The sequence below is a fragment of the Bradyrhizobium sp. SK17 genome (assembly GCF_002831585.1).
Lineage (GTDB): Bacteria > Pseudomonadota > Alphaproteobacteria > Rhizobiales > Xanthobacteraceae > Bradyrhizobium.
In genome coordinates this window covers 4,901,998-4,926,621 of record NZ_CP025113.1, presented here as the reverse complement: position 1 = coordinate 4,926,621, position 24,624 = coordinate 4,901,998, and the positions used below count along the sequence as shown (strand labels likewise).

Genomic DNA, 24,624 nt, shown 5'->3' with positions numbered 1-24,624 from the left:
CGGACCTCCATCGAGACAATTGTCGCACGTCACACAAGCTCACACTTCTCGATGTCATTGGGGTCTCCGCAGAATGGCTCCGCCTATGTAGTGCGCAAACGCCGCACGGGAAGGCGCTGACAGTTCGGTGATCGGACCTCGCGCTTTAACCTCTTGTGAGGCTTTTTTGCTACGCTTTCGTCGAAAAATACCCCCTCACGGAAGGGTTAGATCGCTTGCGCTGGTGAACGCGTTCTGCGTCTGCGACAACCAATGGATAGTTTGGACTGGGATTCGGAATATGCGCGCAAGCGGGCCTCGGATTTCGATTTTTAATTCTGCGAACGGGCGCTTCTGGCAATTTGCGATTTTGACCGCCGCCGGCACGATCGGCGCGTCGTCCAACGCCGATGCAGCGCTGTTCTACTGGAACCGCGACTCCGCCTATTACGGCGACGTCGAGCCGATGCCGCAGCCGGCCCGGCCCAAGCCGAAGCGCAATCTCGTCAAGAAGAATCCGGCGATCGAGAAAGAAGCCGGCACCAGGCCGCAGGGCCCCCTGATCATCTCGGTCTCGATCGACCAGCAGCGGGTCAGCGTCTACGACGCCAACGGCCTCTATGCCGAGAGCCCGGTGTCGACGGGCATGAAGGGGCATTCCACCCCGATGGGTGTCTTCAGCATCATCCAGAAGCAGAAGTACCATCAGTCCAACATCTACAGCGGCGCGCCGATGCCGTACATGCAGCGCATCACCTGGTCGGGCATCGCGATGCACGCCGGCGTGCTGCCGGGCTATCCGGCTTCCCATGGCTGCATCCGCATGCCGATGTCGTTCGCGGTCAAGATGTACAATTGGACCCGGATGGGTGCCCGCGTGTTCGTGACGCCAGGCACGGTCTCGCCGGAGAGTTTCTCGCACCCGCTGCTGGTGACGCAGAAGGTCACGCCGCCGCAGCCGGTTGCCGACGACGTTCTGAAGATGGACGCGCCGCTCGGCGTGAAAAGCGACAAGGGCGCGGACAAGCCGCAGACCGGGCTCGATTTGCGCAGCAGCGTCGGCCATGACGCCGCATCGCTGCGCGACAACACCCACACCGCCGACGCCAGCGGCGCGATGCCTGTGGCGAGCGCGTCGTCGACCATGTCCGATGCGCCCTCTTCCGGCGATGCGATCGCGCAGAAGCTTGCAGCCGACACATCGGAGACCACGGCCGCCGCCGACAGCACCACCGCGTCCGATGACAGGACCGTCGGCGAAACCACCGGCAGCATCGACGCACCAAAGACCGAGGTCGCCTCGAACGATCAGGTGAAGGCCGAGGCCAGGGTCGACACCAAGGCCGACGAGCCGAAGGCGGACACGGCCAAGCCCGCCATTGCCGTGGCACCCAAGACCGACGCGGCAAAGCCTGAGGCGCCGAAGACCGACACGTCGAAGATCGATGCGCCGAAAGCCGATGCGGCCAAGGACACGGCAGGCAAGGACGCGACGGGCAAGGACGCGGCTAAGGCGACGGATGCGGCCAAGCCCGCTGAAGCCGCAACCCCAGCCGGCGCGTCGGACGCCAACAACGATGCGGCCAAGGATCCGGCTCGGCTGCCGGGCGCGGCCAGGATCGACGTGCCGAAGCGCACCGGGCAGATCGCGGTGTTCATCAGCCGCAAGGATTCCAAGCTCTATGTCCGGCAGAACTTCGCGCCGTTGTTCGAAGTGCCGGTGACGATCGCGGCGAGCGACCGGCCGCTCGGCACGCATGTCTTCACCGCGCAGGCCGACAAGACCGATACCAATCTGCTGCACTGGTCGGTGGTGACGTTGCCGTCCCGCAATGCCGCTCGCATCGATGTGCAGGACCGTACCTCGCATCGTCGCAAGATGGCGGCCGCGGCGCCGGTCGAGGCCAAGCCGCAGCCGGCGACCAACACCCCGGCCGAGGCGCTCGACCGCATCTCGATCCCGGCCGACGCGATGGCGCGGATCACCGAAGCGCTTGGCACCGGCGGATCGATCATCGTCTCCGATCTCGGCGTCAACCAGGGCGAGACCGGCGAAGGCACCGACTTCATCCTGCCGCTGCGCTGAGCCCCCATAACGCCTTCTTGAAAGCCTGCGGCCGTCCGCTGGACTATGATGCCGTCGGCATCCGTTCCGGGGACGAGACCATGATGGACCGCAGGACACTGATCGTGGCGGCGTTGGCCGCGGCTGCGGGCTCCCGCGCCCTGCATGCGCAACAGCCGGCCATGAGCCGGATCACGGCCTACGCGTTCTCGTTCCCGGCACTCACCGGCGGCGACATTCGCCTCGCCGACTATGCCGGCCGTCCGCTGATGATCGTCAACACGGCTTCGCTCTGTGGCTTCACGCCGCAATATGCCGGCTTGCAGCAATTGTGGACCGAATTCCGCGACCGCGGCTTCGTCATCATCGGCGTACCCTCGAACGATTTCGGCGGCCAGGAGCCCGGCGGCCCGACCGAGATCGCCGAGACCGCGCAGCATCAGTACGGCGTCAGCTTCCCGATCGCAGCCAAGGCGGTCGTGAAGGGCGCCGGCGCCCACCCGTTCTATCGATGGGCGGCGGAGGCACGGCCGAAGGATGTGCCGCGCTGGAATTTCCACAAATACCTGATCGGCCGCGACGGCTACATCGCCGACGTCTTCTCTGAACAGGTCGCGCCCGACGACACCCGCATCAAGACTGCAATCGCGCGGGCATTGGCGGTAGCCTGAGAGGCGGCGACAATCCCCGGAATTAACTGATCCGACGAGGATTTTGGGCACGGACCCGCCCCGTTCATTGCCTTGGCGACGCCACTGCGACTAGGGTACGATCGGTTGGGGGCAGAAGCGGCCCGGGCGCGGCAATGCCGGCGCCCGGAGCGCGATCAGCAGGGAACACGCCATGCGCATTGCGGCAGGTCTGATTTTCGCAGGGACCGTATCGTTGCTCGCGTCGAGCGCAGCTTGGTCGCAGACGCCGCCCGCCAAGGGCACTGTGCCGGCGGCTGCTCCCGCAGCCGCAGCTCCAGCCCCTGCCGCCGCGGCGCCCGCGCCCGCTGCCACCGCGGCCGCTCCAGTGCCGCCGAAGCAACCGCCACAGCCGGCACGCGCCGCATGTAGCAATCCGAATGCGCTCGGCGTTGCCCGCACCGTCGAGATCGACACGACAGGCGGACCGGGCTTCGGCTTCGAGCATTTCAAGCAGCTCGACTTCCTGCGCGACCACGAAGTGGTGCTGACCTTCGACGACGGCCCATGGCCGGGCAACACGCCGGCGGTGCTGAAGGCGCTCGCCGACGAATGCACCACGGGCATCTTCTTCCCGATCGGCAAGCACGCCACCTATCATCCCGAGATCCTGCGCCAGGTCTATGCCGCCGGCCACACCGTCGGCTCGCACACCTGGTCGCATGAGAATCTGAACAACAAGAAGCTGACCGAGGATCAGAAGAAGGACGAGATCGAGCGTGGCCTTGCCGCAGTGAAATGGGCGATCGAGACCTCACCCGCGCCGTTCTTCCGCTTCCCGGCGCTGCAACATCCGCCCGAGATGGTGACCTATCTCGGCAACCGCAACATCGCGATCTTCTCCTGCGACCTCGACTCGTTCGACTTCAAGTCGAAGAATTCCCAGCAGGTGATCGACACCGTGATGAAGAAGCTCGCCAAGCTCGGCAAGGGCATCATCCTGATGCACGACTTCCAGAAGCATACCGCCGAAGCGCTGCCCACGCTGCTGACGCAGCTCAAGGCTGGCGGCTACAAGGTGGTGGCGATGCGCGCCAAATTCCCGGCGACGATCCTGCCGCAATACGAGCAGGAGCTTGCCAAGGACGTCAAGCTGCCGACCGTGAGCTCGCGGCCGGTGAACAGCGTCGTCACCACCGTCGATCAGTAAGCGCGCCGGCCAAGTCCTGGTGGCTGGATTGCGTATCGAGGGTTTCGTCATCGTCTCCGCCGACGGCCGGCTGGCGAATGCAGACAATGTGATGCCGGACGAGCTCAAGATCGAGGGCGACAAGCGGTTCTTCACCGCAGCACTCGACCGTGCCGATCTCATCGTGCATGGCCGCCACTCCCAGGAAGAGCAGCCGAATGCGCCGAAGCGGCGCCGCCTGATCCTGACCAGCAAGGTCGCGGCCATCGCGCCCGACCCAGCCAATCCGAACGCGCTGTTGTGGAATCCCACCGGCTGTCCGTTCGAGACGGCGAGCCGCGAGGCCGGCGTGACCGCAGGCATTGTCGCCATCATCGGCGGCCCCGGCGTGTTCGGCATGTTCATGGCGCGCTACGACACGTTCTGGCTGTCGGTCGCACCGAAGGTGCGCATTCCCGACGGCGAGCCGTGCTTTCCCGGCGTCCCTGCCCGCACCCCGCAGCAGGTACTTGCCGCTCACGGCCTCCACGCCGGCGCGCCGCAACTGATCGACGCCGCGCAGGACGTGACGGTCACGCCGTGGCGGCGCACGGGCTGACGGCGACGTCATCGCCAAGTCAGTTGGCTGAAACACGTCATCTGGCTGAAACTGGTACCGCCGCCGGCCAGTGAAAAACCGGCTCGCGTAATGTGCCAAGAGCCAATAATCGGCCCCGACGGCGGTCCAAAGCCGTAGTTGGTTCCATTTCTCAACGAACCACCACGCAGCCTTGCGTCGGTGTTCGACGCGCGCCCGCTATAACCGGCATGGGATGAATATCGTCAATACGGGCTGATGCTCGCGAAACGCCGCATCAATAGACTGAGACAAAACCGCAAGCAGCGGTCTTGCATCAGACCAGCGATCGCTCCCGCGGCGCTGTCGACGTCTTGATGGAACAGGACAACGGGTCGCGCCAGATAGCCGCGCGGCGGCTTTCTGTTCCGGCAGAGCCGACCTATACCCTGATCTTCCGAGACGATTCATCAAGGGATTGGCACGATCTGCCGCTATCCCCGGGTGGTCCGGCCGGGATGCGAAGATCGAATCCAAAGCTGACTGTACGCCTGCGCCAATGACCGACGACCCCACAACCACCGGCCAGCGGGGAACCGCCGGAACAATCGACGACACCACCTCCGTGGCGTCCCTGCTGCCGACCTTCGGCTTTACGGCTGCTCGGATGGCTCCTGATGAAAACATCGCAGCCTGGCGGGAAGCCGTCGCGACGCTGTTCGACGTCGACGAGTTGGGGCGCGGCGAACCGGCGCCGTTCAGCGCGGACCTTTGTTCCTACGCCATGGGACCCGTGCTGATCGGGCTCAGCCGCGCCAGCGGCCAACGCTTCCTGCGCACCACCGCGACGGTGGCGCGGTCCGGCGTCGACCACATCATCCTGCAGCTTTATCTGAAGGGCGGCTTCGACGGCGTTGCCGGCGAAATGCCGGTCCGCGTGGGCGCCGGCGACATCTGCGCGTTCGACCTCGCCCAGACACTGGAGACCAGGGCAACCGCTTTCGAGAACGTCACGCTCGTCGTGCCGCGGCCGATGTTCGCGGCCCACATCGTGCAGGTCGACGCGCTGCACGGCCTGGTGCTGCCGGCGAGCGGCGTGGTCGGACGCCTGCTGGCCGGGCATCTCACCGCCCTGTTCGAGTTCGCGCCGCGCATGACATTCGAGGAGTGCCCCGCGGTGGTCGAGGGCACGATCTCGCTGCTGGCCGCTTGCCTCAGGGGCGAAATGGAGCGCGGCGATTCCAACCGTGGCCTCGCCGCGAACGCATCGCTGATGCGGATCAGACAACATATCGAGGCAAAGCTCGACGACGGGCAGCTCTCGGCCGCGTCGCTCGCGGTCCATTTCGGCCTGTCGCGGGCTTCGCTCTACCGGCTGTTCGCACCGGCCGGAGGCATCGCCGAGTACATCCGCAGCCGTCGTCTGCATCGGGCATTCTTCGACCTTGCCGGATCGGATGCGCGCAACCTGAGGATCAGCGAAGTCGCAAGGCGCTGGCATCTCGGCACCGACGCCCACTTCACCCGCTCGTTCAAGGCGGCCTACGGCATCACGCCCCGCGCGGCACGCGCGGCCGCGCTGCTGGGCACCGGCATCAGCCGATCGGCTGCCGGTGCCGATACCGCGACGATCTCACGGTGGATGCGGGAGATCGCCCCGCCCCGCGTCACGGACTGATTGCCCGACACACTCCCGGGTGGCGTGACCGGGGCCCTATACGTCCCCGTAGGCCGGCTCGTCGCGGCGCGGCCCGTGGCCGTAGCCTGCGATGATGAAGAGCGCGCCGATCAGCGACAGGTTCTTCAGCGCGTCGATCAGGGTCTTGAGGTTGTCGGGCGCTGGCTGATTCCAGAAATCATGGAAGTAGAAGGTCGCGAAGCATACGAAGATGATCAGCAGGATGGCGAAGAACCGTGCCAGGAAATTCACCGCGATCATCAGCCCCGCGACGATCTCGAAGCCGCCGACCACGATCGCCAGCAGTTGCATGAACGGCATGCCGACGAAGGTTTCGATCTGCTGCGTATAGGGCGCGACGACGGCGGGGATGGTCACCTTGGCGGTGAGCAGATCCGCAGTCCCCTGGATGCTGAACAGCTTGCTCGCGCCCGAATACAGGAACAGCACGGCAAACAGGATGCGCCCGAAGGTGATGAACGCTGGCATGGGTCGGCCTCACTGGATGGCAGAAATCGGACGAAGCAGGCGGCGCGATTATGGCCGCCCCGCCTGTCACGATCAAATCGAATCCTTCCGGCCGGAAGCATGATCCGGAAAAGTGGGGAGCGGTTTTCCCCCGCGACAGACGCTGGCGTCTGCGCGGAGGTCATGCCCAAACGACCACTCAGCCGAACAGCGTCGGCTGTGCGCGGCCGGCACGCTCCTGGGCCTCGACCGCGGCGACCGCGGTCATGTTGAGGATGCCGCGCGCCGTCACCGACGGAGTGAGGATGTGCGCCGGACGTGCCGGGCCGATCAGGATCGGTCCGACCGGCAAGGCATCCGCCAGCGACTTGATCATCTGATAGGCGACGTTGGCGGCGTCGAGGTTCGGCATGATCAGGATATTGGCCTCGCCTTCCAGCCGCGATTGCGGCAGCACCAGCTTGCGGGCGACCGCCGATAAGGCGGTGTCGCCCTGCATCTCGCCGTCGGCCTCGATCTCCGGATGCTTGTCCTTCAGCAACTGCGTGGCGCGGCGCATCTTGCGCGACGACTCGGTATCGTAGCTGCCGAAGTCGGAATGTGACACGAATGCGACCCGGGGCTTGAAGGCGAAGCGCTGGACGTGGATCGCCGCGAGCGACGCCACCTCGGCGAGCTCTTCCGCGCTCGGGTTGGGCCGCACCTGGGTGTCGGCGATGAAATGGGCGCCCTTGGTCGTGATCATCAGCGACAGCGCGGCATAGTCGCTGATCCCAGGCAGGAAGCCGATGATCTCGCGGACATGCCGCAGATGGCTCATGTAGCGGCCCTCGACGCCGCACAGCATCGCGTCGGCCTCGCCGCGCGACACGGCGAGCGCCGCGATGACCGTGTTGTTGGTCCGCACCACCGTCCGCGCGGCTTCGGGCGTGACCCCGCGCCGCCCGGCGACGTCGATATAGGACTGTACATAGGAGCGGTAGCGCGGGTCGTCCTCGGGATTGACCAGGTCGAAATCGCGGCCGGCCTTGATCGACAGGCCGAAGCGCTTGATCCGGGTCTCGACCACCGAGGGACGGCCGACCAGGATCGGCCGCGCCAGCTTCTCCTCCAGCACCACCTGGGTCGCGCGCAGCACGCGTTCGTCCTCGCCTTCGGCATAGATCACCCGCACCGGCTGGGTCTTGGCCTTGGCAAACACCGGCTTCATGGTGAGGCCGGAGCGGAACGAGAAGCGCTCGAGCTGCGTGGTATATTCTTCGAAATTGGTGATCGGCCGGGTCGCAACGCCGGAATCCATCGCGGCTTTGGCGACCGCAGGGGCGATACGCAGGATCAGGCGCGGGTCGAACGGGCTGGGGATCAGGGAGCCCGGGCCGAACCCCTGGGTCTCGCCGGTCTCGAAACCATGGGCGACCGCATCCGACGGCGGATCGCGCGCGAGCTGCGCGATGGCGTCGACCGCGGCATGCTTCATCGCCTCGTTGATCGCGGTGGCGCCGACGTCGAGCGCACCGCGGAAGATGAAGGGAAAGCACAGCACGTTGTTGACCTGGTTCGGATAGTCCGAACGGCCGGTGCAGATCATCGCATCGGGCCGCGCCTGGCGCGCCTCTTCCGGCATGATCTCCGGCACCGGATTGGCGAGCGCCATCACCAGCGGCTGGTCGGCCATCTGCTTGACCATCTCGGGCTTCAGCACGCCCGGCGCCGACAGGCCGATGAAGATGTCCGCGCCCGGAATGACGTCCGCCATCACCCGCGCATCGGTCTTCTGGGTATAGACCGCCTTCCAGCGATCCATCGTGGTGTTACGGCCCTCATAGACGACGCCGTCGATGTCGCAGACCCAGATGTTCTTGCGTTGCGCGCCCATCGAGACCAACAGGTTGAGGGTGGCGATCGCCGCCGCCCCGGCGCCCGAGCAGACGATTTTCACATCGGCGAGGTTCTTGCCATTCAGCAGCAGGCCGTTGGTGATCGCCGCCGCGACGATGATGGCGGTGCCATGCTGGTCGTCGTGGAACACCGGGATCTTCATGCGCTCCTTGAGCTGGCCCTCGATCTCGAAGCACTCCGGCCCGCGGATGTCCTCCAGATTGATGCCGCCGAAGGTCGGCTCCAGCGCGGCGACCGTCTCGACCACGCGCTCGATCGTGTCGGCCTTGATCTCGATGTCGAACACGTCGATGCCGGCGAATTTCTTGAACAGCACCGCCTTGCCTTCCATGACGGGCTTCGAGGCCAGCGGGCCGATATTGCCGAGACCAAGCACCGCCGTCCCATTGGAGACCACGGCGACCAGATTGGCGCGGGCGGTCAGCGACGCCGCCTCCGCCGGGTTGTTGGCGATTTCGGTGCAGGCGGCGGCGACCCCCGGCGAATAGGCCAGCGCCAGGTCGCGCTGGTTGGCAAGCGGCTTGATCGCCTGGATCTCGAGCTTGCCCGGCCGCGGCAGCCGGTGATAGGCGAGCGCGGCGTTATGGAGTTCTTCAGACGATTGCGACATGCATGCTTCCCGCGTTTCCGGCCCAAATTTCTTTGTTTCTGTGCTAATCCAGGCGAAAGTCAGTTGTCCGGCAAATCGAGCCGGATGTGAAGCATGTCCCGCCGCTTGGATGCAACATCCGATAATGTCCCCGTCAACAGGCCCGGACGGCCCGTTCAAGGATGCTGCACTTTCCGACCGCGGATTGGCAATTTCTTTCCCTTGGTGATCCGGAGTTGACCGAATGAAGAAAATTCTGCTCGGCCTGATCGCCGTTGCCTTGGTGGCGGCGGCCGGCTATTTCGGTTTCGACTTCTACGCCCAGCGCCGGGTGACGCGCGAGGTCGAGGCCGCCTTCGAGCAGCTTCGCGCCGCCGGCGCCAAGGCGAGCCACGGCAAGATCGCATTCGACGTCAAGAGCCGCACCTTGACGATTTCCGACATTGTCGCTGAATCGGGTGCACAATCCCCGGCCAGCGTCAAGATCGCCCGCTTCACGGCCTCGGGCCTCGGTCAACTCGACCCGGCGCGGTTTTCCGCCGACAAGGTCGAGTTCGGCGACATCGAGGTCGGTGTAACGGGACTGACCCCGACGATCGCCTCCCTCACCTACAAGGCGCCGCAGATCACGGTAAAGGACTATTCCGGTCCCACTGGCCTGCCCCAGCTCCCGGCCTCGTCATCGATCTTCGAGCTGTATCGGTTTGCATTCACCCAGCTCGCGAGCATCAACGCCGCATCGGTCGCCGTACCCAAATTGACTGGAACGCTCACGTTCAGTGCGGCCGCGCATGTCGGCGACAATGCCGGTGGCACGTTCGACTATTCCGGCCTTGCCATCGAAAGCATCAAAGACGGAAAGATCGGGTCGAGCAAGACGGACAAGGTGACGTTCGCAATCAACCAGCAGGCCGCAGCCAAGCCGATCAAGATGACCGGCGACGTTGCCAATATCGTCGCGACCGATATCGATGTCGGCGCGATGGCTGCGATGTTCGACCCGGCCAAGGCCAACGACGACAGGGATTATCGGATTCAGGGACATCTTTCGGCTGGTCCCTATGTGATCACCGTGACGCCTGACGCCAGCACATCCACCCCCGGCCTGAACATGCGGATCGAGGGCGTGACCGCCGACGACGCCAGGATCAACCCGTCCCGGATGCAACTGCCGGCGCTGATGGCGATGATCCCGCCGCCGGGCAGCGCGCCGCCGTCGTCCGCCGAGGCACGCCAATTGCTGGAAAAGGTCGCCGGCCTCTATTCGGGTTTTGCCGTGGGCAATGCCGAGATGCACGGGCTCTCGTTTGAGACGCCGCAGGGGCCGCTCAAGCTGGCTTCGATGCAGTTCAACTTCGAGCATGGCAAGATCGGCGAGCTTGCGGTCGAGGGCCTCGATGCCCGCGCGCCGAACGGTCCCGTCAAGGTCGGACGCCTCGCGCTGAAGTCGCTCGACGTCGTCAACCTCATGCGGCTATCGGCGCAATTCGCCGGGCAGAAGCCTGCGCCCGAACAGTTGCTGGCGCTGTTGCCGCTGATCGAGGGGATCGAGGTCAAGGGTGTCGCCTCGCCGTACAAGGCCACCGGCAAGCCCGTCAACATCGACGTCTTCAGCCTCGACTGGGGGCAGTTCGTCGGATCGATCCCGAGCAAGCTGCGGCTGATCGCCAAGATGGCGGCGCCGCTGGATGCAGCCGATCCGCGGCAACAAGCGCTCGTGGCCGCCGGGATCGATCGGATGGCCATCGATGCCGATCTCGGCGCCGCATGGACCGAGGCGTCGCGCTCTCTGGCGCTCGAACCCCTCAAGCTCGACATGGCGGGCCTGCTCAATGCGTCGGCAAAGATCTCGCTCGCCAACGTCCCCCGCGACGCGTTTTCGGCCAACGTCGCCGAGGCCATGGGCGCGGTCGCGCAGGTCGAGGCCGGCACGATCGAACTTGCTGTCCACGACCTCGGCGTCCTCGATCTCGCGATCGCCCGATATGCGCGCAGCCAGAACATCGGCCGCGACGATGCGCGTCGCGCTGTCCTTGACAGCATCAAGGCGCAGGGCGACGCGATCGGCGGGAGCAATCCCGATATCGCCGCCCTCGTCACCGCCGTCAGCCAGTTCGTCGAGACGCCGGGACAGACGCTGCTGATCAAGCTGACCCCGCGCGCCAAGGCGCCGGCGCTGCAACTGATGCAACTGCTCAAGACCGATCCGCAATCGGCACTGGCGCAATTCCGGATCGAGGCCTCGACCGGGCTGTGATCGCCTTCGCTCCCCGTTCTTTGGGGAGAAAACATCACGTTCGAGACGGCGCGATCGACCGGCGATTGCGCTAAAGACAAAGAGGCCGCCCGAAGGCGGCCTCCCGGTCAAGCGGCACGATCGCGGTCAGGCGAAGCGCACCGTGGTCCGCTTGCGATAGGCCATGAAGCCAAGCCCGCAGAAGCCGGCGATCATCATCGCCCAGGTGGAGGCCTCGGGGACTCCCGCCGTGATGGTGCTCTGGGCGCCGTAGAAATAGGCCGTGCCACTTGCCACGGTGGTGTATCCCGACGCCTCGACCGCGCTGCTGCCGGTGTACTTGCCGCAGGTGTATCCCGGGGTGCTGCACGGAACGAATGTCGGATCGGCGAGGTTGCTCAAATTGTAGCTGATGACGATATCGTTGGTCCCGTCATAGACCAGATTCGTCCCGCCATAGGTTCCGCCGAACCCGAACAGTTTGCTGGTTGCATCGTAGCTGAATCCAAATGGAGAATCGACGGTGACGCCGCTGAAGGAATTGACGTGGATGTCGGTCGTGTCGTTGGTGTAGTTCTGTGTCGGATCGAAGGTGACGGTGAACGAACCGGTCACCAGATTTGACGGCGCCGTCGTGTTGCCTTGAATGTCGACGAAGCCGGTGAGCGAAAAGCTGTAGGTTTCGGTGACGGTCGCAGCGTTCGCGGTCAACGTCGTTGACGCGAGCAGCGCGGCACCGAACAAAAGTGTTTTTAGTTTCATGACACTTGATCCCTGTAAAAACTGGGCATTCAGTTCATGTCAATTGGTCGAACCGCCCAGATGTCCGACGATCTCAGAGCAAACTGGTTGCCGGGCAAAATCCGCCCGATCGGACGTCAGAAGAGCTTGACGACACAGCTCCGGTCAATCGGGCAAGGGTCCGGCCGCTGCGCCGAAGGACCTAGGACCTAAGTCCCGCTTGATGTGGAACCCGGCGGTTGAAATCGCTGGTATGAATAGCGCGGCAACAAATCCCGCCTCCGAGTGGAGAGCATGACAGCCTTGTCTGACCAGGCCCCCCCACCGACGATCGAGCTTCACTCGGAGCAGGTCGCGGCGCTGTTTCAGAATGTGGTGCCAGGCGTCGTTGCCGCCGCCGCAGCAGCGATTGTTCTGGTCGGCGCCCTGATCGATCTTGGCGTCCTGCAGCAAGGCGTCGGCATTGCCTGGGCGCTCTATATCGTAGCGTGCGCGGCTGCGCATATCACGCTGCGCATCTTCTACGACCGCGCAAGGCCGGACGCGTCGCGCTGGCAGCTCTGGGCAAACTGGTTCGTCGTCATCAGCCTGGCGGAGGGCATCGGCTGGGGCTGGGCGTCCGTCTCACTTGCGGGAAACAGCGGCCGGTTCGCCTCCGAGATGGTGGTCCTGATCGTCTCGCTCAGCGTGGCGGCCGGCGCAATCCCGGCGTTCAGCTCCTATTTGCCGGCCTTTTTCTCGCTCTTCCTTCCAACCACCATCCCCTGCCTGGTATGGGGCCTCGAATCCAGAACGGCCTTCCCCGAAGCCACGATGATGGTCCTGCTCATGATCATCTACGTGATCGGCATGGGCGTGCTCGGCGTTCGCGCCAACCGCGGCTTCAACGAGCTGGTGAATCTTCGGATCAAGGCCAGCGAACTTGCGCGGGATCTGCAGAAGCAGAAGGAAGTGGCGGAGCAGGCCAGCCTGGCAAAATCGCAATTCCTCGCGGCTGCAAGCCATGATCTGCGCCAGCCGGTTCACGCGCTCGGTCTGTTTGTCAGCGCATTGCGCGCGGTGTCGGGACTTCCGACGCCGGCGCTGCGTATCCTCGACCGGATGGAGCTGTCGACTTCGGCCATGGGGGACCTGTTCAGCGCCATCCTCGACATTTCCCGGCTCGATGCCGGTGTCGTCGAAGTGCGGCGACAATCCTTCGCGTTGCAGCCCCTGCTCCACCGCATCTGCCTGGACTTTGCCGACGAGGCCGCCGAGAAAACCATCGTCATTCACCAACACACCACCAGCGCGGTCGTTCATTCCGATCCGCTGCTCGTGGAACGCATCCTGCGCAACCTGATCTCGAATGCGGTGCGGCATTCCGATCAAGGTCGCGTTGTGGTCGGATGTCGGAAACGCGGCAAGACGATGCGGATCGAGGTCTGGGATACCGGGACGGGAATTCCGCCGGAGAACCGGCAAAAGATTTTCCAGGAGTATGTCCAGCTGCGGAATCCGGAACGGGACCGCACCAGGGGATTGGGCCTCGGCCTCGCCATCGTGCGCCGCCTGAGCGAGTTGCTGGACTGCGAGCTCAATCTGCGTTCGCAAGTCGGCCGTGGCTCCTGCTTCAGCATTTGCTTGCCCTCGACCAACCTGGTTCCGAGTTCGCTGCTCGCAGTCGCCGAGACCTCTCATGTCGTCGCCGAAGGCGCCTGGGTTCTGGTGATCGACGACGAAGTCGCCGTGCTCGAAGCGATGGATGCACTGCTGACAGGTTGGGGCTATCGCGTTCTCGCCGCGTCGTCAGGCAGCGAAGCACTGGCGGCGCTGTCCCGCGACAAGATATCGCCGCGCATCATCATTTGCGATTATCGCTTGCGCGGCGATGAGAACGGCATCGAGGTCATTCGCTTGCTGCAAGTTGCATGCAGGCAGCCAGTCCCCGCCATCCTGATTACCGGCGACACCGCCGAACACCGATTGATCGAAGCCCAGGCCAGCGGTTTGGTGATGCTGCACAAGCCGGTCCACAACAGCAAGCTCAGGGCTGCAATGGTCAACTCGATGCGTGTGTCCGATCAGGCCGGCGGCGGCGCGCCCGCCCCGCTCACGGCGATCAAATGAGCCCGGTCTCGCGCGCGGCCTTCGATGCCTGCATGCGGTTGGCGACGTTCAGCGCCTTGTAGATCAGCGAGATGTGGGTCTTGACGGTCTTCTCCGAGAGATTGAGCTTTGCCGCGATCGCCTTGTTGGGATTGCCTTCACAGAGCAGGATCAGCACTTCACGTTGCCGCGGCGTCAGCAATTTGCCGTTGGCTTTCGGCAGGTCGCCCGTTTGAGAATTGCTGTCGGAACTTTTCGACAGAACGAGCGGCGGAACGTACAGGTCGCCGTTCATGACGAGCTTGATGGCCGACAGCAGCACATGCTGGCTGGCCGACTTCGGAACGTAACCGAGCGCCCCGCTTGCCAGTGCCCTGCGGACGTCGTCGGAATCTTCGGACGATGACAAGACGATGACAGGGAGTTCGGGTCGCTTGAGACCGAACGCGGAAATCGCCTCAAAGCCATCTACGCCGGGGATGAAGAGGTCGAGGATGACCAGATCGAAATCACCGACCTGATCCAGCAACTGGAGACCCTCCTCTGCGTCTCCAGCCTGAAAAACTTCAAATTCGGGGCTGACCTGCTCGAGCAATGCAGCCAACCCATCCCTTACAATCGAATGATCGTCGACAACCAGCACCTTCATTCGAGAGAGTCTATCCGCTACAGCGAATAGTTGCCATCCCCGCGGCTTCAACCGTTCGCGCAGGACTGCATTGCCGTGGAACCCGCACCGGTGGCGACGGCGAGACCATGTCTCGCCATCGTAACGAACATCACACTCTGAGCTTTAGCTCTTGGCCGGCGGGTTGGGCCGGATGTGAAGTTCCTTGAGCTGCTTCGGCGTTGCCTCCGACGGCGCGCCCATCAGCAGGTCGACGTACTGCTGATTCATCGGGAACAGCGAGATCTCGCGCAGGTTGTTGGTGCCACACAGCAGCATCGCGATGCGCTCGATACCGGCCGCCATGCCGCCATGGGGCGGCGCGCCGTACTGGAACGCACGGTACATGCCGCCGAACCGGTCGATGACCTCCTGCTCACCATAGCCCGCGATCTCGAACGCCTTCACCATCGCTTCCGGCTTGTGGTTACGGATACCACCGGACGCCATCTCGTAGCCGTTGCAGGCGATGTCGTATTGGAACGCCTTGATCGTGAGCGGGTCCTGCGATTGCAGCGCCTCCAGGCCGCCCTGCGGCATCGAGAACGGGTTGTGCGAGAAGTCGACCTTCTTGTTCTCCTCGTCATACTCGTACATCGGGAAGTCGACGATCCAGGCGAACTCGAACCGGTCCTTGTCGATCAGGTTCAGCTCCTCGCCGAGCTTGTTGCGTGCGAGGCCAGCGAACTTCCAGAATTTCTCGGGGTCGCCGGCGACGAAGAACGCGGCATCGCCTTCCTTGAGGCCGAGCTGGTCGCGGATCGCAGCGGTGCGCTCCGGCCCGATGTTGTTGGCAAGCGGGCCTGCGCCCTCGCCGCCCTCGCGCCACATGATGTAGCCGAGGCCGGGCTGACCTTCGCCCTGCGCCCAGGAGTTCATGCGGTCGCAGAACGCCCGCGACCCGCCGCCCTTGCCCGGGATTCCCCAGACCTGGTTCTTCGGGTCTTCCAGCATCCGCGCGAACACCTTGAAGCCGGAGCCGCGGAAATGCTCGGAGACCTCCTGCATCACGATGGGGTTGCGCAGGTCCGGCTTGTCGGAGCCGTATTTGCGCACCGCCTCGGCGAACGGAATCCGCGGCCAGTTCTTCGTGACCGGCTTGCCGTTGGCGAATTCCTCGAACACGCCGGTGATGACCGGCTCCAGCGCCGCGAACACGTCGTCCTGGGTGACGAAGCTCATCTCGACGTCGAGCTGGTAGAACTCCGGCAGGCGGTCGGCGCGCGGGTCCTCGTCGCGGAAGCACGGCGCGATCTGGAAGTAGCGGTCGAAGCCCGACATCATCAGGAGCTGCTTGTACTGCTGTGGCGCCTGCGGCAGCGCGTAGAACTTGCCGGGATGGATGCGCGATGGCACCAGGAAGTCGCGCGCGCCCTCCGGCGAGGACGCCGACAGGATCGGGGTCTGGAATTCGAAGAAGCCCTGCCCCTTCATCCGCCTGCGGATGGAATCGACGATCGCGCCGCGGGTCATGATGTTCTGGTGCAGCTTGTCGCGGCGCAGGTCGAGGAAGCGGTACTTCAGCCGGATGTCCTCGGGATATTCCTGCTCGCCGAACACCGGCAGCGGCAGCTCGGCCGCCGGGCCCAGCACCTCGATCTCCTTGATGTAGACCTCGATCATGCCGGTCGGCAGCTCGGGATTGTCTGTCCCGGCGGGGCGGCGACGCACCTTGCCGTCGATCCGCACCACCCACTCCGAGCGGAACTTCTCGACCTCGGCGAATGCCGGCGAGTCCGGATCGGCGACGCACTGGGTGATACCGTAATGGTCGCGCAGATCGACGAACAGCACGCCGCCATGGTCTCGGACCCGGTGGACCCAGCCTGAAAGCCGGACCGTCTGGTCGATATCGCTCTCTCGGAGCGCGCCGCATGTGTGTGACCGGTAGCGATGCATGGTAGTCCCAAAACTGATGTCGGAGGGTCGAATCGCGACAGGGCCAAATGCCCTGTCCGAAGTTGCGGAGGGTTTAGCCGACGAGGCCCGGTGCGGCAACCAATGGAACGCCCGGTTTTCGGGTCAAACGGCAGATTTTCCGGGCGGATGCCGCCAATCGTTTGCCTATTCTGCCCGCAGGCCTATCTTCTGGACATGACCATCCATTTCCCGTTCCAGAACACCTATTCGGCGCTGCCGGCGAACTTTTTCGCCCGCGTCGCGCCGACCCCGGTGGCCGCGCCCCGGCTGATCAAGCTGAACCGGCCGCTTGCGCTCCAGCTCGGGCTGGACCCGGACCTGCTGGCGACGCCGGAGGGTGCCGAGATCCTCGCCGGCAAGCGGCTGCCCGCCGGCGCCGACCCGATCGCCATGGCCTATGCCGGCCACCAGTTCGGCAATTTCGTGCCCCAGCTCGGCGACGGCCGCGCGATCCTGCTCGGCGAGGTCATCGACCGGGACGGCGTCCGCCGCGACATCCAGCTCAAGGGATCTGGCCCGACCCCGTTCTCCCGCCGCGGCGACGGCCGCGCCGCGCTCGGTCCGGTCCTGCGCGAGTACATCGTCAGCGAGGCGATGTATGCATTGGGCGTGCCGACCACCCGCTCGCTTGCCGCCGTCGTCACCGGCGAACGGGTCCAGCGCGAGATCGCGCTGCCGGGCGGGGTGCTGACCCGCGTGGCCTCCAGCCACATCCGCGTCGGCACCTTCCAGTTCTTCGCCGCCCGCGGCGACACCGACGGCGTGCGTGCCCTCGCCGACCATGTCATCGTAAGGCACTACCCCGAGCTGAAGGATGCCGCCCAGCCTTACCATGCGCTGCTCGCCGGCGTCGTCGTGCGGCAAGCCGCGCTGATCGCGCGCTGGCTGCTGGTCGGCTTCATCCACGGCGTGATGAACACCGACAACACCTCGATCTCGGGCGAGACCATCGACTACGGTCCCTGTGCCTTTCTCGATGCCTACAATCCGGCGCAGGTGTTCTCCTCGATCGACGAGATGGGCCGCTACGCCTATGCCAACCAGCCGCGGATCGGCTTGTGGAATCTGACCCGGCTCGCCGAGTGCCTGCTGCCGCTGTTCGACAGCGAACAGGAGAAGGCAATCGAACAGGCGCAGACTATCCTCGGCGAATTCCCCGAAAAGTTCACCGCGGCCTATAATGCCGGCTTGCGTGCCAAGGTCGGACTGTTCACCGCGCGCGACGGCGACGAGGCGCTGATCCAGGACCTGCTCGACGCGATGGCCAAGAACGAGGCCGATTTCACGCTGACCTTCCGCCATCTCGGCGATGCCGCGGCCGATGATGCCGCCGACGTCCGCGCCCAGTTCACCGAGCCCGCGGCTTTCGACGAATGGGCCTCGCGCTGGCGCGCCCGCCTCGCGCTGGAACCGCAGACATCGGCCGAGCGCAAGGCCGCAATGCAGGCCGTCAACCCGGCCTTCATTCCGCGCAACCACCGTATCGAGGCGGTGATCCAGGCGGCGGTCGACCACGACGATTACGCGCCGTTCGAGGAGCTGGTGACGGTGCTGGCAAAACCCTACGAGGATCAGCCGCAATTCGCAGCCTATGCCGACCCGCCGCTGCCCGATCAACGTGTGATGCGGACGTTCTGCGGGACGTGAACGCAACCGTAGGATGGGTAGAGCGCAGCGAAACCCATCATTGCGTCTGCGCATGAGACCGATGGGTTTCGCTGCGCTCTACCCATCCTACTGATCCCTCACACCGTCACCACGATCTTGCCGAACTGCGCGTTCGACTCCAGATACCGGTGCGCCTCGACGATCTCCTCGAACGGAAATGTTCTGGCGATGATCGGCTTCAGCGCACCATCCCCGAGCCCGTCGAGGATGAACGCCTTGGCCGCGCCGAGCCGCGCGGGATCTTGAACAATCTCGTGCACGCGGTAGCCGCGCAGGATGAGGCTCTTGCTCAGCACCGTGAACAGCGGAAACGGCGTCGGCTCCGGGCTGAGCCCGCCATATTCGATCAGAATGCCGCCGTGTGCCATTGCCGCCGTGAGCGGCACGAAGACGGGACCGCCGACCGGATCGAGCACCACGCGCACGCCGTCCGGCCCCGCGATCTGCTCCAGCCTCGATTGCAGGTCCTCCTCCGCGGATGCGATCACATGCGCGGCGCCGGCGTCGCGCAGCGCTCGCGCCTTCGCCGAGGTGCGCGTGACCGCAATCGGGATCGCACCAACGCGATTGGCGATCTGGATCGCGGCGAGCCCGACGCTGCTCGATGCCGCCGTGACGACGGCGAACTCGCCGCGACCGAGTTTCGCGATATCGATCAAGGCGCCGTATGCCGTGAGGTATTGCATCCAGACAGCGGCCGCCTGCTGAAAGCCCAGCTCTGACGGATGCCTGACCACCAGTTCGGCCGGGAACGTCGCGAGCTCGGCATAGGCCGGCCACCGCGCCATCGAGATCGGCGGCACGATGCTGACGGCATCCCCTGGCGCGAAATCGACGACGCCCTCGCCGACCGCTTCGACAATTCCGGCGGCCTCCAGGCCAAGGCCGGACGGCAGCACCGGCGTCTCGATATAGGTCCCGCTGCGCATCAGGGCCTCGGCGCGGTTCAACCCGAGCGCCTTGATCCGGATCCGGACCTCGCCGCGCGCAGCCGGCGCGATCGCCACATCCTCGATCCGCAGCACCTCGGGACCACCAAATTGGTGAAAACGAACGACACGTGCCATCGGCAACACTCCAAAACAGTTGAATTGAATGAAGCTATGCCGGGACAAATTCAGCGGATAAATCATCCCGCAGACTGAACAGTCAGAACTGGGAGTTTCGAATGATGGACCGCCTGACCAGCATGGCCGTGTTTCTCAGGGCGGTCGATCTCGGCTCGTTCGCGGCCGCAGCCGACGCGCTCGGGATGTCCGGTCCGATGGTCGGCAAGCATGTCCGCTTCCTCGAGGAGCGGCTCGGCGTCCGCCTGATCCATCGCACCACGCGACGTCAGAGCCTGACCGAGTTCGGACACGCCTATTACGAGCGCTGCCGCGCGGTGCTTGCCGAGGCGGAAGCCGCCGACGCGCTCGCGGCCGATCAACTGTCCGAGCCGCGGGGGCGGCTGCGGGTGACGATGCCGGCGCTGCTGGGACGGCACTGCGTGGCGCCGCTGCTGCTCAAGCTGGCGCAGAAATATCCGGCGCTGGAACTCGATTTGTCGTTCGGCGATCCGGTCGCCGATCTGATGGAAGGCGGCTACGACCTTGCGATCAGGACCGGCGATCTCAATGGACAATCTGGCGCGATCACACGGCGCATCGCGCGCCAGCGCATGGTGGTCTGCGGCTCGCGCGCCTATTTGAAAGCCTACGGCAGGCCGCGGACGCTCGACGAGCTCGGCCAGCACCAGGCATTGGTCTATCGCCGCTCCGGGCGGCTTCGCCCATGGCTGTTCCCGCGCGACGGTCAGTCACCGCACGAGGTCTGGCCGGCAGGCCGCCACAAATTCGACGATCTCGAAGCCATCGCCGACGCCGCGGCGCGCGGTATGGGGCTGGCATGGCTGCCATCCTGGCTGGTGCGCGAACGCCTCGACAACGGCGCGCTGATCCGCGTTCTCGGCGAAGAAGGCGAACTGCCCTACGACTGCCATGCGCTGTGGCTGCCGACGCCGCGACTGCCGCTCAAGGTCCGGCTTGCGGTAGACACGCTCGCCGCCGCGCTGCCCAAGCTCGTGGCATAGCGAACTCGCTTTGCGCTCGAGATGCCATCGTGAGCGTTAACTCACTCTCCACCATGCCGGGAGGCTAGCGCCGGTAACCATAAGGCTTAACAGCGCGTCAACGCTCCCCCAACAAGTCTAATTGTTTCTAATGGGGGAGATCGGCCCGTGGACGCGTTTGCATTCGAATTTATGGGATTGGCGATGATCGCGCTTTGCCTCGTCGTGCTGGCGATGCCCGCCGCGCGACGGCCGTCGAAGAACCTGCGCTGCGAGTGAGGCGCCGGCTCGTCGCGACGGCGGCGGGGATCGATCCGTGATAGAGAGGCGCGCTGCTCCTTGTTTGAGTATCATCTTTTCGGAAAACCGCTCCGCGCGTTTCCGGATCATGCGCTAGCGTCGTCAATCGAGGAGATCGTTCATGCTGGACCACGTCTCCATCACCGTGTCGAACATACGCGCCTCCGAGCCCTTCTACGATGCCGTGATGGCCGCGCTCGGCGTTACCAAGATGAGCAGTGGCGACACATGGATCAGCTACGGCGAGCGCTGTGACGCAGACCATCCGGATCTGACCTATTTGCTGATACGTCCTGGACCCATGCCCGAAGCAGCCTATGGACGGCATTGGTGCTTCAAGGCGCGGCTCAGGGTGCAGGTTGACGCCTTTTGGCATGCCGGGCTTTCGGCAGGCGGATCAGACGACGGCGCGCCGGGCCTGCGTCCCGAATATCATCCACACTACTATGGCGCCTTTCTAAGCGACCCGGACGGCAACCGCATCGAAGCGGTCTGCCATCGGCGTGTTGCATAACCCCGCATCCGGCGCTCCGGCGCCTCCACGCAACGTCGTTCGCCCTTCCCTCCACACACCTCAGCCCTGTTCGTTCACGGCCACGCAACCACGTTCCGCGGTGCTATGGTCGCGGTCCGTCCTTGTTGCACCTGATTCCCAGACATGCCCGAGACCGCGACGTCCCTGATCCATCCCGGCTGGTTTGCCGCGATCGCCATCCTGCTGTGGGCGACCAGCCTGCTGCCCGAATACCTCACGGCGTTGCTGTTCTTCGCGGCGGTGGCCGTGTTCCACGCGGCGCCGCCGGACGTGCTGTTCTCCGGCTTCCAGTCGGAGGCGTTCTGGCTGGTGCTGGGCGGCTTCGTGATCGGCAGCGCGATCCGCAAGGTCGGGCTGGCCGACCGGATCGCGCGTGGCCTTGCCGCGCATCTCACCGGGTCCTGGTTCCGGATGGTGGGTGGCGTCGTCCTGCTGACCTATGCGCTGGCCTTCGTGATGCCCTCGAACATGGGCCGCATCGCGCTGCTGATGCCGATCATCCTGGCGCTGGCCGATCGCGCCGGCCTCGCCGAGGGATCGCGCGGCCGCTATGCGCTCGCGCTCGCGGTGGGCTTCGGCACCTATCAGCTCTCGGCCTCGATCCTGCCGGCCAATGTGCCGAACCTGATCATGACCGGCGCCGCCGAGCGCGCCTATGGCGTGCATTTCGACTACATGTCGTATCTGGTGCTGCATGCGCCCGTGATCGGCATTCTCAAGGGCGTCGTGCTGGTGGGTTGCCTGGTGTGGCTGTTTCCTGCCTCGCCGAAGCCGATCGAAGATCACGCTGAAGCCACGCCGATGAGCGCGGCCGAATGGCGGCTCTCGATCATCCTGCTTGCCACGCTCGCCTTCTGGATGACGGACAGCCTGCACGGCATCCGCCCGGCCTGGGTCGGGCTGGTGTCGGCGTGTCTGTGCCTCCTGCCGCGCATCGGCTTCCTCAATGGCGAGGAATTCGCCGCCGGCGTCAATGTTCGCACCTGCATCTATCTCGGCGGCATTCTCGGGCTTGCCGCAGTCGTCGCGTGGTCCGGGCTCGGCACCGCGATCGGCGATCTGATCATTCCGCATCTGCCGCTCGACCCGGCGCGGCCGGCGTCGGATTTCGCCTCGATGATCGGACTCGCCAGCCTGCTCAATTTCGTCGTCACCGCCAACGGCGTGCCCGCGGTGTTCACGCCGCTTGCCGCCTCGCTCGCCGCGCACACCGGCCTGAGCCTGCCGACCGTGCTGATGTCGCAGGTGTTCGCCTATGCGACGCCGCTGCTGCCGTACCAGGCCGCGCCGATCGTCGTTGCCGCCGGCATGGCGCGGGTGCCGACCAGCGCGGCGGTCAAGATGTGCCTGATCGTCGGGCTGATCTCGTTCGTGGTGCTGGCGCCGCTTTATCTGATCTGGTTCCGGCTGCTCGGCTGGATCGGCTGAGCCGCCCGCGCCTCCTCCAGGAATGGCCGCAACGCGGGATTGAGATTGCCCGGCCGCCAGGCGATCACATGCTCGATCGCCGGTGCCGCCTGCAAATCGCGCTGCACCAGATTATCGATGCCGAGCTTGCCCATCGATTCCGGCACCAGCGCGATGCCGAGATTTTCCGCGACCAGGCTGACGATGGTCTGTTGCAATTCGACCTCGAGCCGAATGGTCGGCTCGAAGCCGCCGGCGCGGCAATATTGCACGATCGCCTCGCGCAGCATCGGCGCCGCTTCGGTCGGTGTTGCGATCAGCGGCTGGCCTTTCAGTTGCCTGGCGTTGACGACAGCACGATTGGCAAGCGGGTGACTTGGATGCAGCGCGAGGCACATCCGCTCGCGATGGATGATGCGGGTCTCGAGCCCCTTGATCGGCCCGGGATTGAACATGATGGCCGCATCGAAGCGTCCGCTCAGCACCGCCTCGGCGAGCGCGCCGGGCACCACCTCGCGCAGTTCGACATGCACCTGGGGATGGTCGGCCATGTAGCGCCGCGCCAGGCCCGGCAGGCTGGTATAGGCCGCGTGCATCATGAAGCCGATCGCAAGCTCGCCGATCTCGCCGCGCTCGGCGAGCCGCGCGTTGCGGCAGGCCTGGTCGAAGCTCATCAGCACGGCGCGCGCATCCTCCAGAAAGCGGCGGCCGGCCGGCGTGAGGCGCGCGCGGCGGGACTCCCGCTCGAACAGACGGACGCCGAGCTCCTTCTCCAGCGCTGCGATCTGCCGGCTCAGCGGCGGCTGGCTGATATGCAGCCGCTCGGCGGCGCGGCCGAAATGCAGCGTCTCCGCCACGGCCACGAAATAGCGCATTTGCCTGATGTCGATCATGATACCGAAAAGGTATGAAATGGGGCTTCAATCAGTATTGGATGATATCAGAGCCGCAGCGTAGGACTGAAGCGTTTTCGTCACTCAGGCTTCCCTTATGCTCGCGACCCTCGCCGCCGTTCTTCCGATCTTCTCCCTCATCTTCGCCGGATGGCTGGCGCGCCGGATCGGCGTGGTCGGCCCGGCCGCATCGAGCGAACTGAACCGCTTCGTCGTCTACCTGGCTCTGCCCGCGCTGCTGTTCGACGTCATCGCGCACGCCAAATGGAGCGATGTCTGGCAACCCTGCTTCATCGCGGCGTTCGGCATCGGCGCCGCGCTGGTGTTTTGCCTGACCATCGTCGTTGCCCTGCTCCGTCGCCGGCATCTGGTCGATGCGGCGATCGATGGCCTCAACGCCGGCTATGGCAATACCGGCTTCGTCGGCTTCCCGCTCGCCGTCGCAGCACTCGGCCGCGAGGCGTTGGCGCCGACGCTCGTCGCCACCATCATGACGGTGTGCGTCCTGTTCGCGATCGCCATCGTGCTGATCGAGACCGGCCTGCAAACCGAGCGGCGCGGCAGGCACGTCGTCGTCAAGGTCGGCCGTTCGCTGCTCGCCAATCCCCTGCTGGTCGCACCCGTGCTCGGCGCGATCATTCCGCTCGCTGGCCTCGGCATTCCCGGCCCGGCCGAGAATTTCCTGAAGCTCCTGGGCGGCGCGGCCTCGCCCTGCGCGCTGGTCGCGCTCGGCCTGTTCCTCGCCACCAAGCGGGAGGCCGCCGAGCAGGACATCGGATCGGCGGCGCTGCTGGTCGGCTGCAAGCTCGTGCTGCAACCGGCGATCACCTGGGTGATGGCGACCACCGTGTTCGGCCTCTCCCCCCTGCTGACGCATACGGCGGTGCTGCTCGCCGCACTGCCGACCGGCACCGGCCCGTTCATGCTGGCCGAGTTCTACCGGCGCGAGGCCAACATGACGTCGAACGTCATCCTCGCCTCCACGGTCGTGTCAGTCGTGACCCTCAGCGGGTATCTCGCAATGGCCAGATAATATCGCGCCCAGCCGTCATCGAAAGGCGATATGG

The 24,624-nt window shown here is 65.0% G+C and carries 19 protein-coding genes; 12 read left to right on the top strand and 7 right to left on the bottom strand.

Annotated elements, in window-relative coordinates:
• Window positions 1-280 precede the first annotated feature (280 nt).
• The 5 genes from CWS35_RS22535 (at window position 281) to CWS35_RS22515 (ending at window position 6,096) form a co-directional block, all read left to right on the top strand.
• Window positions 281-2,065: a L,D-transpeptidase family protein gene (locus CWS35_RS22535; RefSeq protein ID WP_100953826.1), complete on the top strand. Its 1,785-nt coding sequence runs from the start codon at window positions 281-283 to the stop codon at window positions 2,063-2,065.
• Window positions 2,066-2,145: 80 nt separating this feature from the next.
• Window positions 2,146-2,715, top strand: coding sequence for a glutathione peroxidase (locus CWS35_RS22530; protein ID WP_024581522.1), 570 nt, complete (start codon window positions 2,146-2,148; stop codon window positions 2,713-2,715).
• 172 nt (window positions 2,716-2,887) lie between these two features.
• Window positions 2,888-3,883, top strand: coding sequence for a polysaccharide deacetylase family protein (locus CWS35_RS22525; RefSeq protein WP_100953824.1), 996 nt, complete (start codon window positions 2,888-2,890; stop codon window positions 3,881-3,883).
• 19 nt (window positions 3,884-3,902) lie between these two features.
• The gene (locus CWS35_RS22520; RefSeq protein WP_100953822.1) at window positions 3,903-4,460 is read left to right on the top strand and encodes a dihydrofolate reductase; all 558 of its coding nucleotides are present in this window, start codon (window positions 3,903-3,905) and stop codon (window positions 4,458-4,460) included.
• Window positions 4,461-5,085: 625 nt separating this feature from the next.
• Complete coding sequence (locus tag CWS35_RS22515; protein ID WP_244442215.1) at window positions 5,086-6,096, top strand: helix-turn-helix domain-containing protein; 1,011 nt, start codon at window positions 5,086-5,088, stop codon at window positions 6,094-6,096.
• A 36-nt stretch (window positions 6,097-6,132) separates the two neighbouring features.
• Here CWS35_RS22515 and CWS35_RS22510 read toward each other — a convergent pair whose 3' ends face one another.
• On the bottom strand, window positions 6,133-6,585 hold the full coding sequence (locus CWS35_RS22510) for a DoxX family protein (RefSeq protein ID WP_024581518.1): 453 nt from the start codon (window positions 6,583-6,585) through the stop codon (window positions 6,133-6,135).
• 178 nt (window positions 6,586-6,763) lie between these two features.
• A complete protein-coding gene (locus CWS35_RS22505; RefSeq protein ID WP_024581517.1) occupies window positions 6,764-9,073 on the bottom strand; it encodes an NADP-dependent malic enzyme in 2,310 nt (769 codons plus the stop codon).
• A gap of 223 nt (window positions 9,074-9,296) precedes the next feature.
• On the opposite strand from CWS35_RS22505, the gene CWS35_RS22500 reads away from it, so the two are divergent.
• On the top strand, window positions 9,297-11,309 hold the full coding sequence (locus CWS35_RS22500; protein ID WP_100953820.1) for a hypothetical protein: 2,013 nt from the start codon (window positions 9,297-9,299) through the stop codon (window positions 11,307-11,309).
• 126 nt (window positions 11,310-11,435) lie between these two features.
• On the opposite strand, the gene CWS35_RS22495 is transcribed toward CWS35_RS22500, so the two are convergent.
• Window positions 11,436-12,050 (bottom strand): PEP-CTERM sorting domain-containing protein, encoded by a 615-nt coding sequence (locus tag CWS35_RS22495; protein ID WP_145987268.1) that lies wholly within the window; start codon window positions 12,048-12,050, stop codon window positions 11,436-11,438.
• A 282-nt stretch (window positions 12,051-12,332) separates the two neighbouring features.
• On the opposite strand from CWS35_RS22495, the gene CWS35_RS22490 reads away from it, so the two are divergent.
• Window positions 12,333-14,138 (top strand): hybrid sensor histidine kinase/response regulator, encoded by a 1,806-nt coding sequence (locus CWS35_RS22490; RefSeq protein WP_168226364.1) that lies wholly within the window; start codon window positions 12,333-12,335, stop codon window positions 14,136-14,138.
• Here the strand turns inward: CWS35_RS22490 and CWS35_RS22485 are convergent.
• Together CWS35_RS22485 and aspS are read right to left on the bottom strand one after the other, a co-directional pair.
• Complete coding sequence (locus CWS35_RS22485; protein ID WP_024581513.1) at window positions 14,131-14,766, bottom strand: response regulator transcription factor; 636 nt, start codon at window positions 14,764-14,766, stop codon at window positions 14,131-14,133. The genes CWS35_RS22490 and CWS35_RS22485 overlap by 8 nt on opposite strands.
• 144 nt (window positions 14,767-14,910) lie before the next feature.
• Window positions 14,911-16,683, bottom strand: coding sequence for an aspartate--tRNA ligase (gene aspS / locus CWS35_RS22480; protein WP_024581512.1), 1,773 nt, complete (start codon window positions 16,681-16,683; stop codon window positions 14,911-14,913).
• 195 nt (window positions 16,684-16,878) lie between these two features.
• Between aspS and CWS35_RS22475 the strand changes: the two genes are divergently transcribed.
• A complete protein-coding gene (locus CWS35_RS22475) occupies window positions 16,879-18,351 on the top strand; it encodes a YdiU family protein (protein WP_024581511.1) in 1,473 nt (490 codons plus the stop codon).
• 98 nt (window positions 18,352-18,449) lie between these two features.
• On the opposite strand, the gene CWS35_RS22470 is transcribed toward CWS35_RS22475, so the two are convergent.
• Entirely contained in the window at window positions 18,450-19,439 is a 990-nt protein-coding gene (locus CWS35_RS22470; RefSeq protein WP_100956602.1) for a zinc-dependent alcohol dehydrogenase family protein, read from the bottom strand.
• Between the two features lie 104 nt (window positions 19,440-19,543).
• Between CWS35_RS22470 and CWS35_RS22465 the strand changes: the two genes are divergently transcribed.
• The 3 genes from CWS35_RS22465 to CWS35_RS22455 all read left to right on the top strand — a co-directional run bounded on the left by CWS35_RS22465 (window position 19,544) and on the right by CWS35_RS22455 (window position 22,685).
• Window positions 19,544-20,443, top strand: coding sequence for a LysR family transcriptional regulator (locus CWS35_RS22465; RefSeq protein WP_100956600.1), 900 nt, complete (start codon window positions 19,544-19,546; stop codon window positions 20,441-20,443).
• A gap of 400 nt (window positions 20,444-20,843) precedes the next feature.
• The gene (locus CWS35_RS22460; RefSeq protein ID WP_100953818.1) at window positions 20,844-21,236 is read left to right on the top strand and encodes a VOC family protein; all 393 of its coding nucleotides are present in this window, start codon (window positions 20,844-20,846) and stop codon (window positions 21,234-21,236) included.
• A gap of 144 nt (window positions 21,237-21,380) precedes the next feature.
• Entirely contained in the window at window positions 21,381-22,685 is a 1,305-nt protein-coding gene (locus tag CWS35_RS22455) for an SLC13 family permease (protein WP_100953816.1), read from the top strand.
• On the opposite strand, the gene CWS35_RS22450 is transcribed toward CWS35_RS22455, so the two are convergent.
• Complete coding sequence (locus tag CWS35_RS22450) at window positions 22,646-23,539, bottom strand: LysR family transcriptional regulator (RefSeq protein WP_244442214.1); 894 nt, start codon at window positions 23,537-23,539, stop codon at window positions 22,646-22,648. The two genes, CWS35_RS22455 and CWS35_RS22450, sit on opposite strands and share 40 nt — an antisense overlap.
• Window positions 23,540-23,654: 115 nt before the next feature.
• Between CWS35_RS22450 and CWS35_RS22445 the strand changes: the two genes are divergently transcribed.
• A complete protein-coding gene (locus CWS35_RS22445) occupies window positions 23,655-24,590 on the top strand; it encodes an AEC family transporter (RefSeq protein ID WP_024581506.1) in 936 nt (311 codons plus the stop codon).
• The last annotated feature ends 34 nt before the right edge of the window (window positions 24,591-24,624 follow it).

What these genes read in the sequence shown, in the direction of transcription:
- CWS35_RS22535 (WP_100953826.1), top strand. Translation starts at nt 281, where the DNA reads ATGCGCGCAAGCGGGCCTCGGATTTCGATTTTTAATTCTGCGAACGGG.
- CWS35_RS22530 (WP_024581522.1), top strand. Translation starts at nt 2,146, where the DNA reads ATGATGGACCGCAGGACACTGATCGTGGCGGCGTTGGCCGCGGCTGCG.
- CWS35_RS22525 (WP_100953824.1), top strand. Translation starts at nt 2,888, where the DNA reads ATGCGCATTGCGGCAGGTCTGATTTTCGCAGGGACCGTATCGTTGCTC.
- CWS35_RS22515 (WP_244442215.1), top strand. Translation starts at nt 5,086, where the DNA reads ATGGCTCCTGATGAAAACATCGCAGCCTGGCGGGAAGCCGTCGCGACG.
- CWS35_RS22510 (WP_024581518.1), bottom strand. Translation starts at nt 6,585, where the DNA reads ATGCCAGCGTTCATCACCTTCGGGCGCATCCTGTTTGCCGTGCTGTTC.
- CWS35_RS22505 (WP_024581517.1), bottom strand. Translation starts at nt 9,073, where the DNA reads ATGTCGCAATCGTCTGAAGAACTCCATAACGCCGCGCTCGCCTATCAC.
- CWS35_RS22500 (WP_100953820.1), top strand. Translation starts at nt 9,297, where the DNA reads ATGAAGAAAATTCTGCTCGGCCTGATCGCCGTTGCCTTGGTGGCGGCG.
- CWS35_RS22495 (WP_145987268.1), bottom strand. Translation starts at nt 12,050, where the DNA reads ATGAAACTAAAAACACTTTTGTTCGGTGCCGCGCTGCTCGCGTCAACG.
- CWS35_RS22485 (WP_024581513.1), bottom strand. Translation starts at nt 14,766, where the DNA reads ATGAAGGTGCTGGTTGTCGACGATCATTCGATTGTAAGGGATGGGTTG.
- aspS (WP_024581512.1), bottom strand. Translation starts at nt 16,683, where the DNA reads ATGCATCGCTACCGGTCACACACATGCGGCGCGCTCCGAGAGAGCGAT.
- CWS35_RS22475 (WP_024581511.1), top strand. Translation starts at nt 16,879, where the DNA reads ATGACCATCCATTTCCCGTTCCAGAACACCTATTCGGCGCTGCCGGCG.
- CWS35_RS22470 (WP_100956602.1), bottom strand. Translation starts at nt 19,439, where the DNA reads ATGGCACGTGTCGTTCGTTTTCACCAATTTGGTGGTCCCGAGGTGCTG.
- CWS35_RS22465 (WP_100956600.1), top strand. Translation starts at nt 19,544, where the DNA reads ATGGACCGCCTGACCAGCATGGCCGTGTTTCTCAGGGCGGTCGATCTC.
- CWS35_RS22460 (WP_100953818.1), top strand. Translation starts at nt 20,844, where the DNA reads ATGCTGGACCACGTCTCCATCACCGTGTCGAACATACGCGCCTCCGAG.
- CWS35_RS22455 (WP_100953816.1), top strand. Translation starts at nt 21,381, where the DNA reads ATGCCCGAGACCGCGACGTCCCTGATCCATCCCGGCTGGTTTGCCGCG.
- CWS35_RS22450 (WP_244442214.1), bottom strand. Translation starts at nt 23,539, where the DNA reads ATGCGCTATTTCGTGGCCGTGGCGGAGACGCTGCATTTCGGCCGCGCC.
- CWS35_RS22445 (WP_024581506.1), top strand. Translation starts at nt 23,655, where the DNA reads ATGCTCGCGACCCTCGCCGCCGTTCTTCCGATCTTCTCCCTCATCTTC.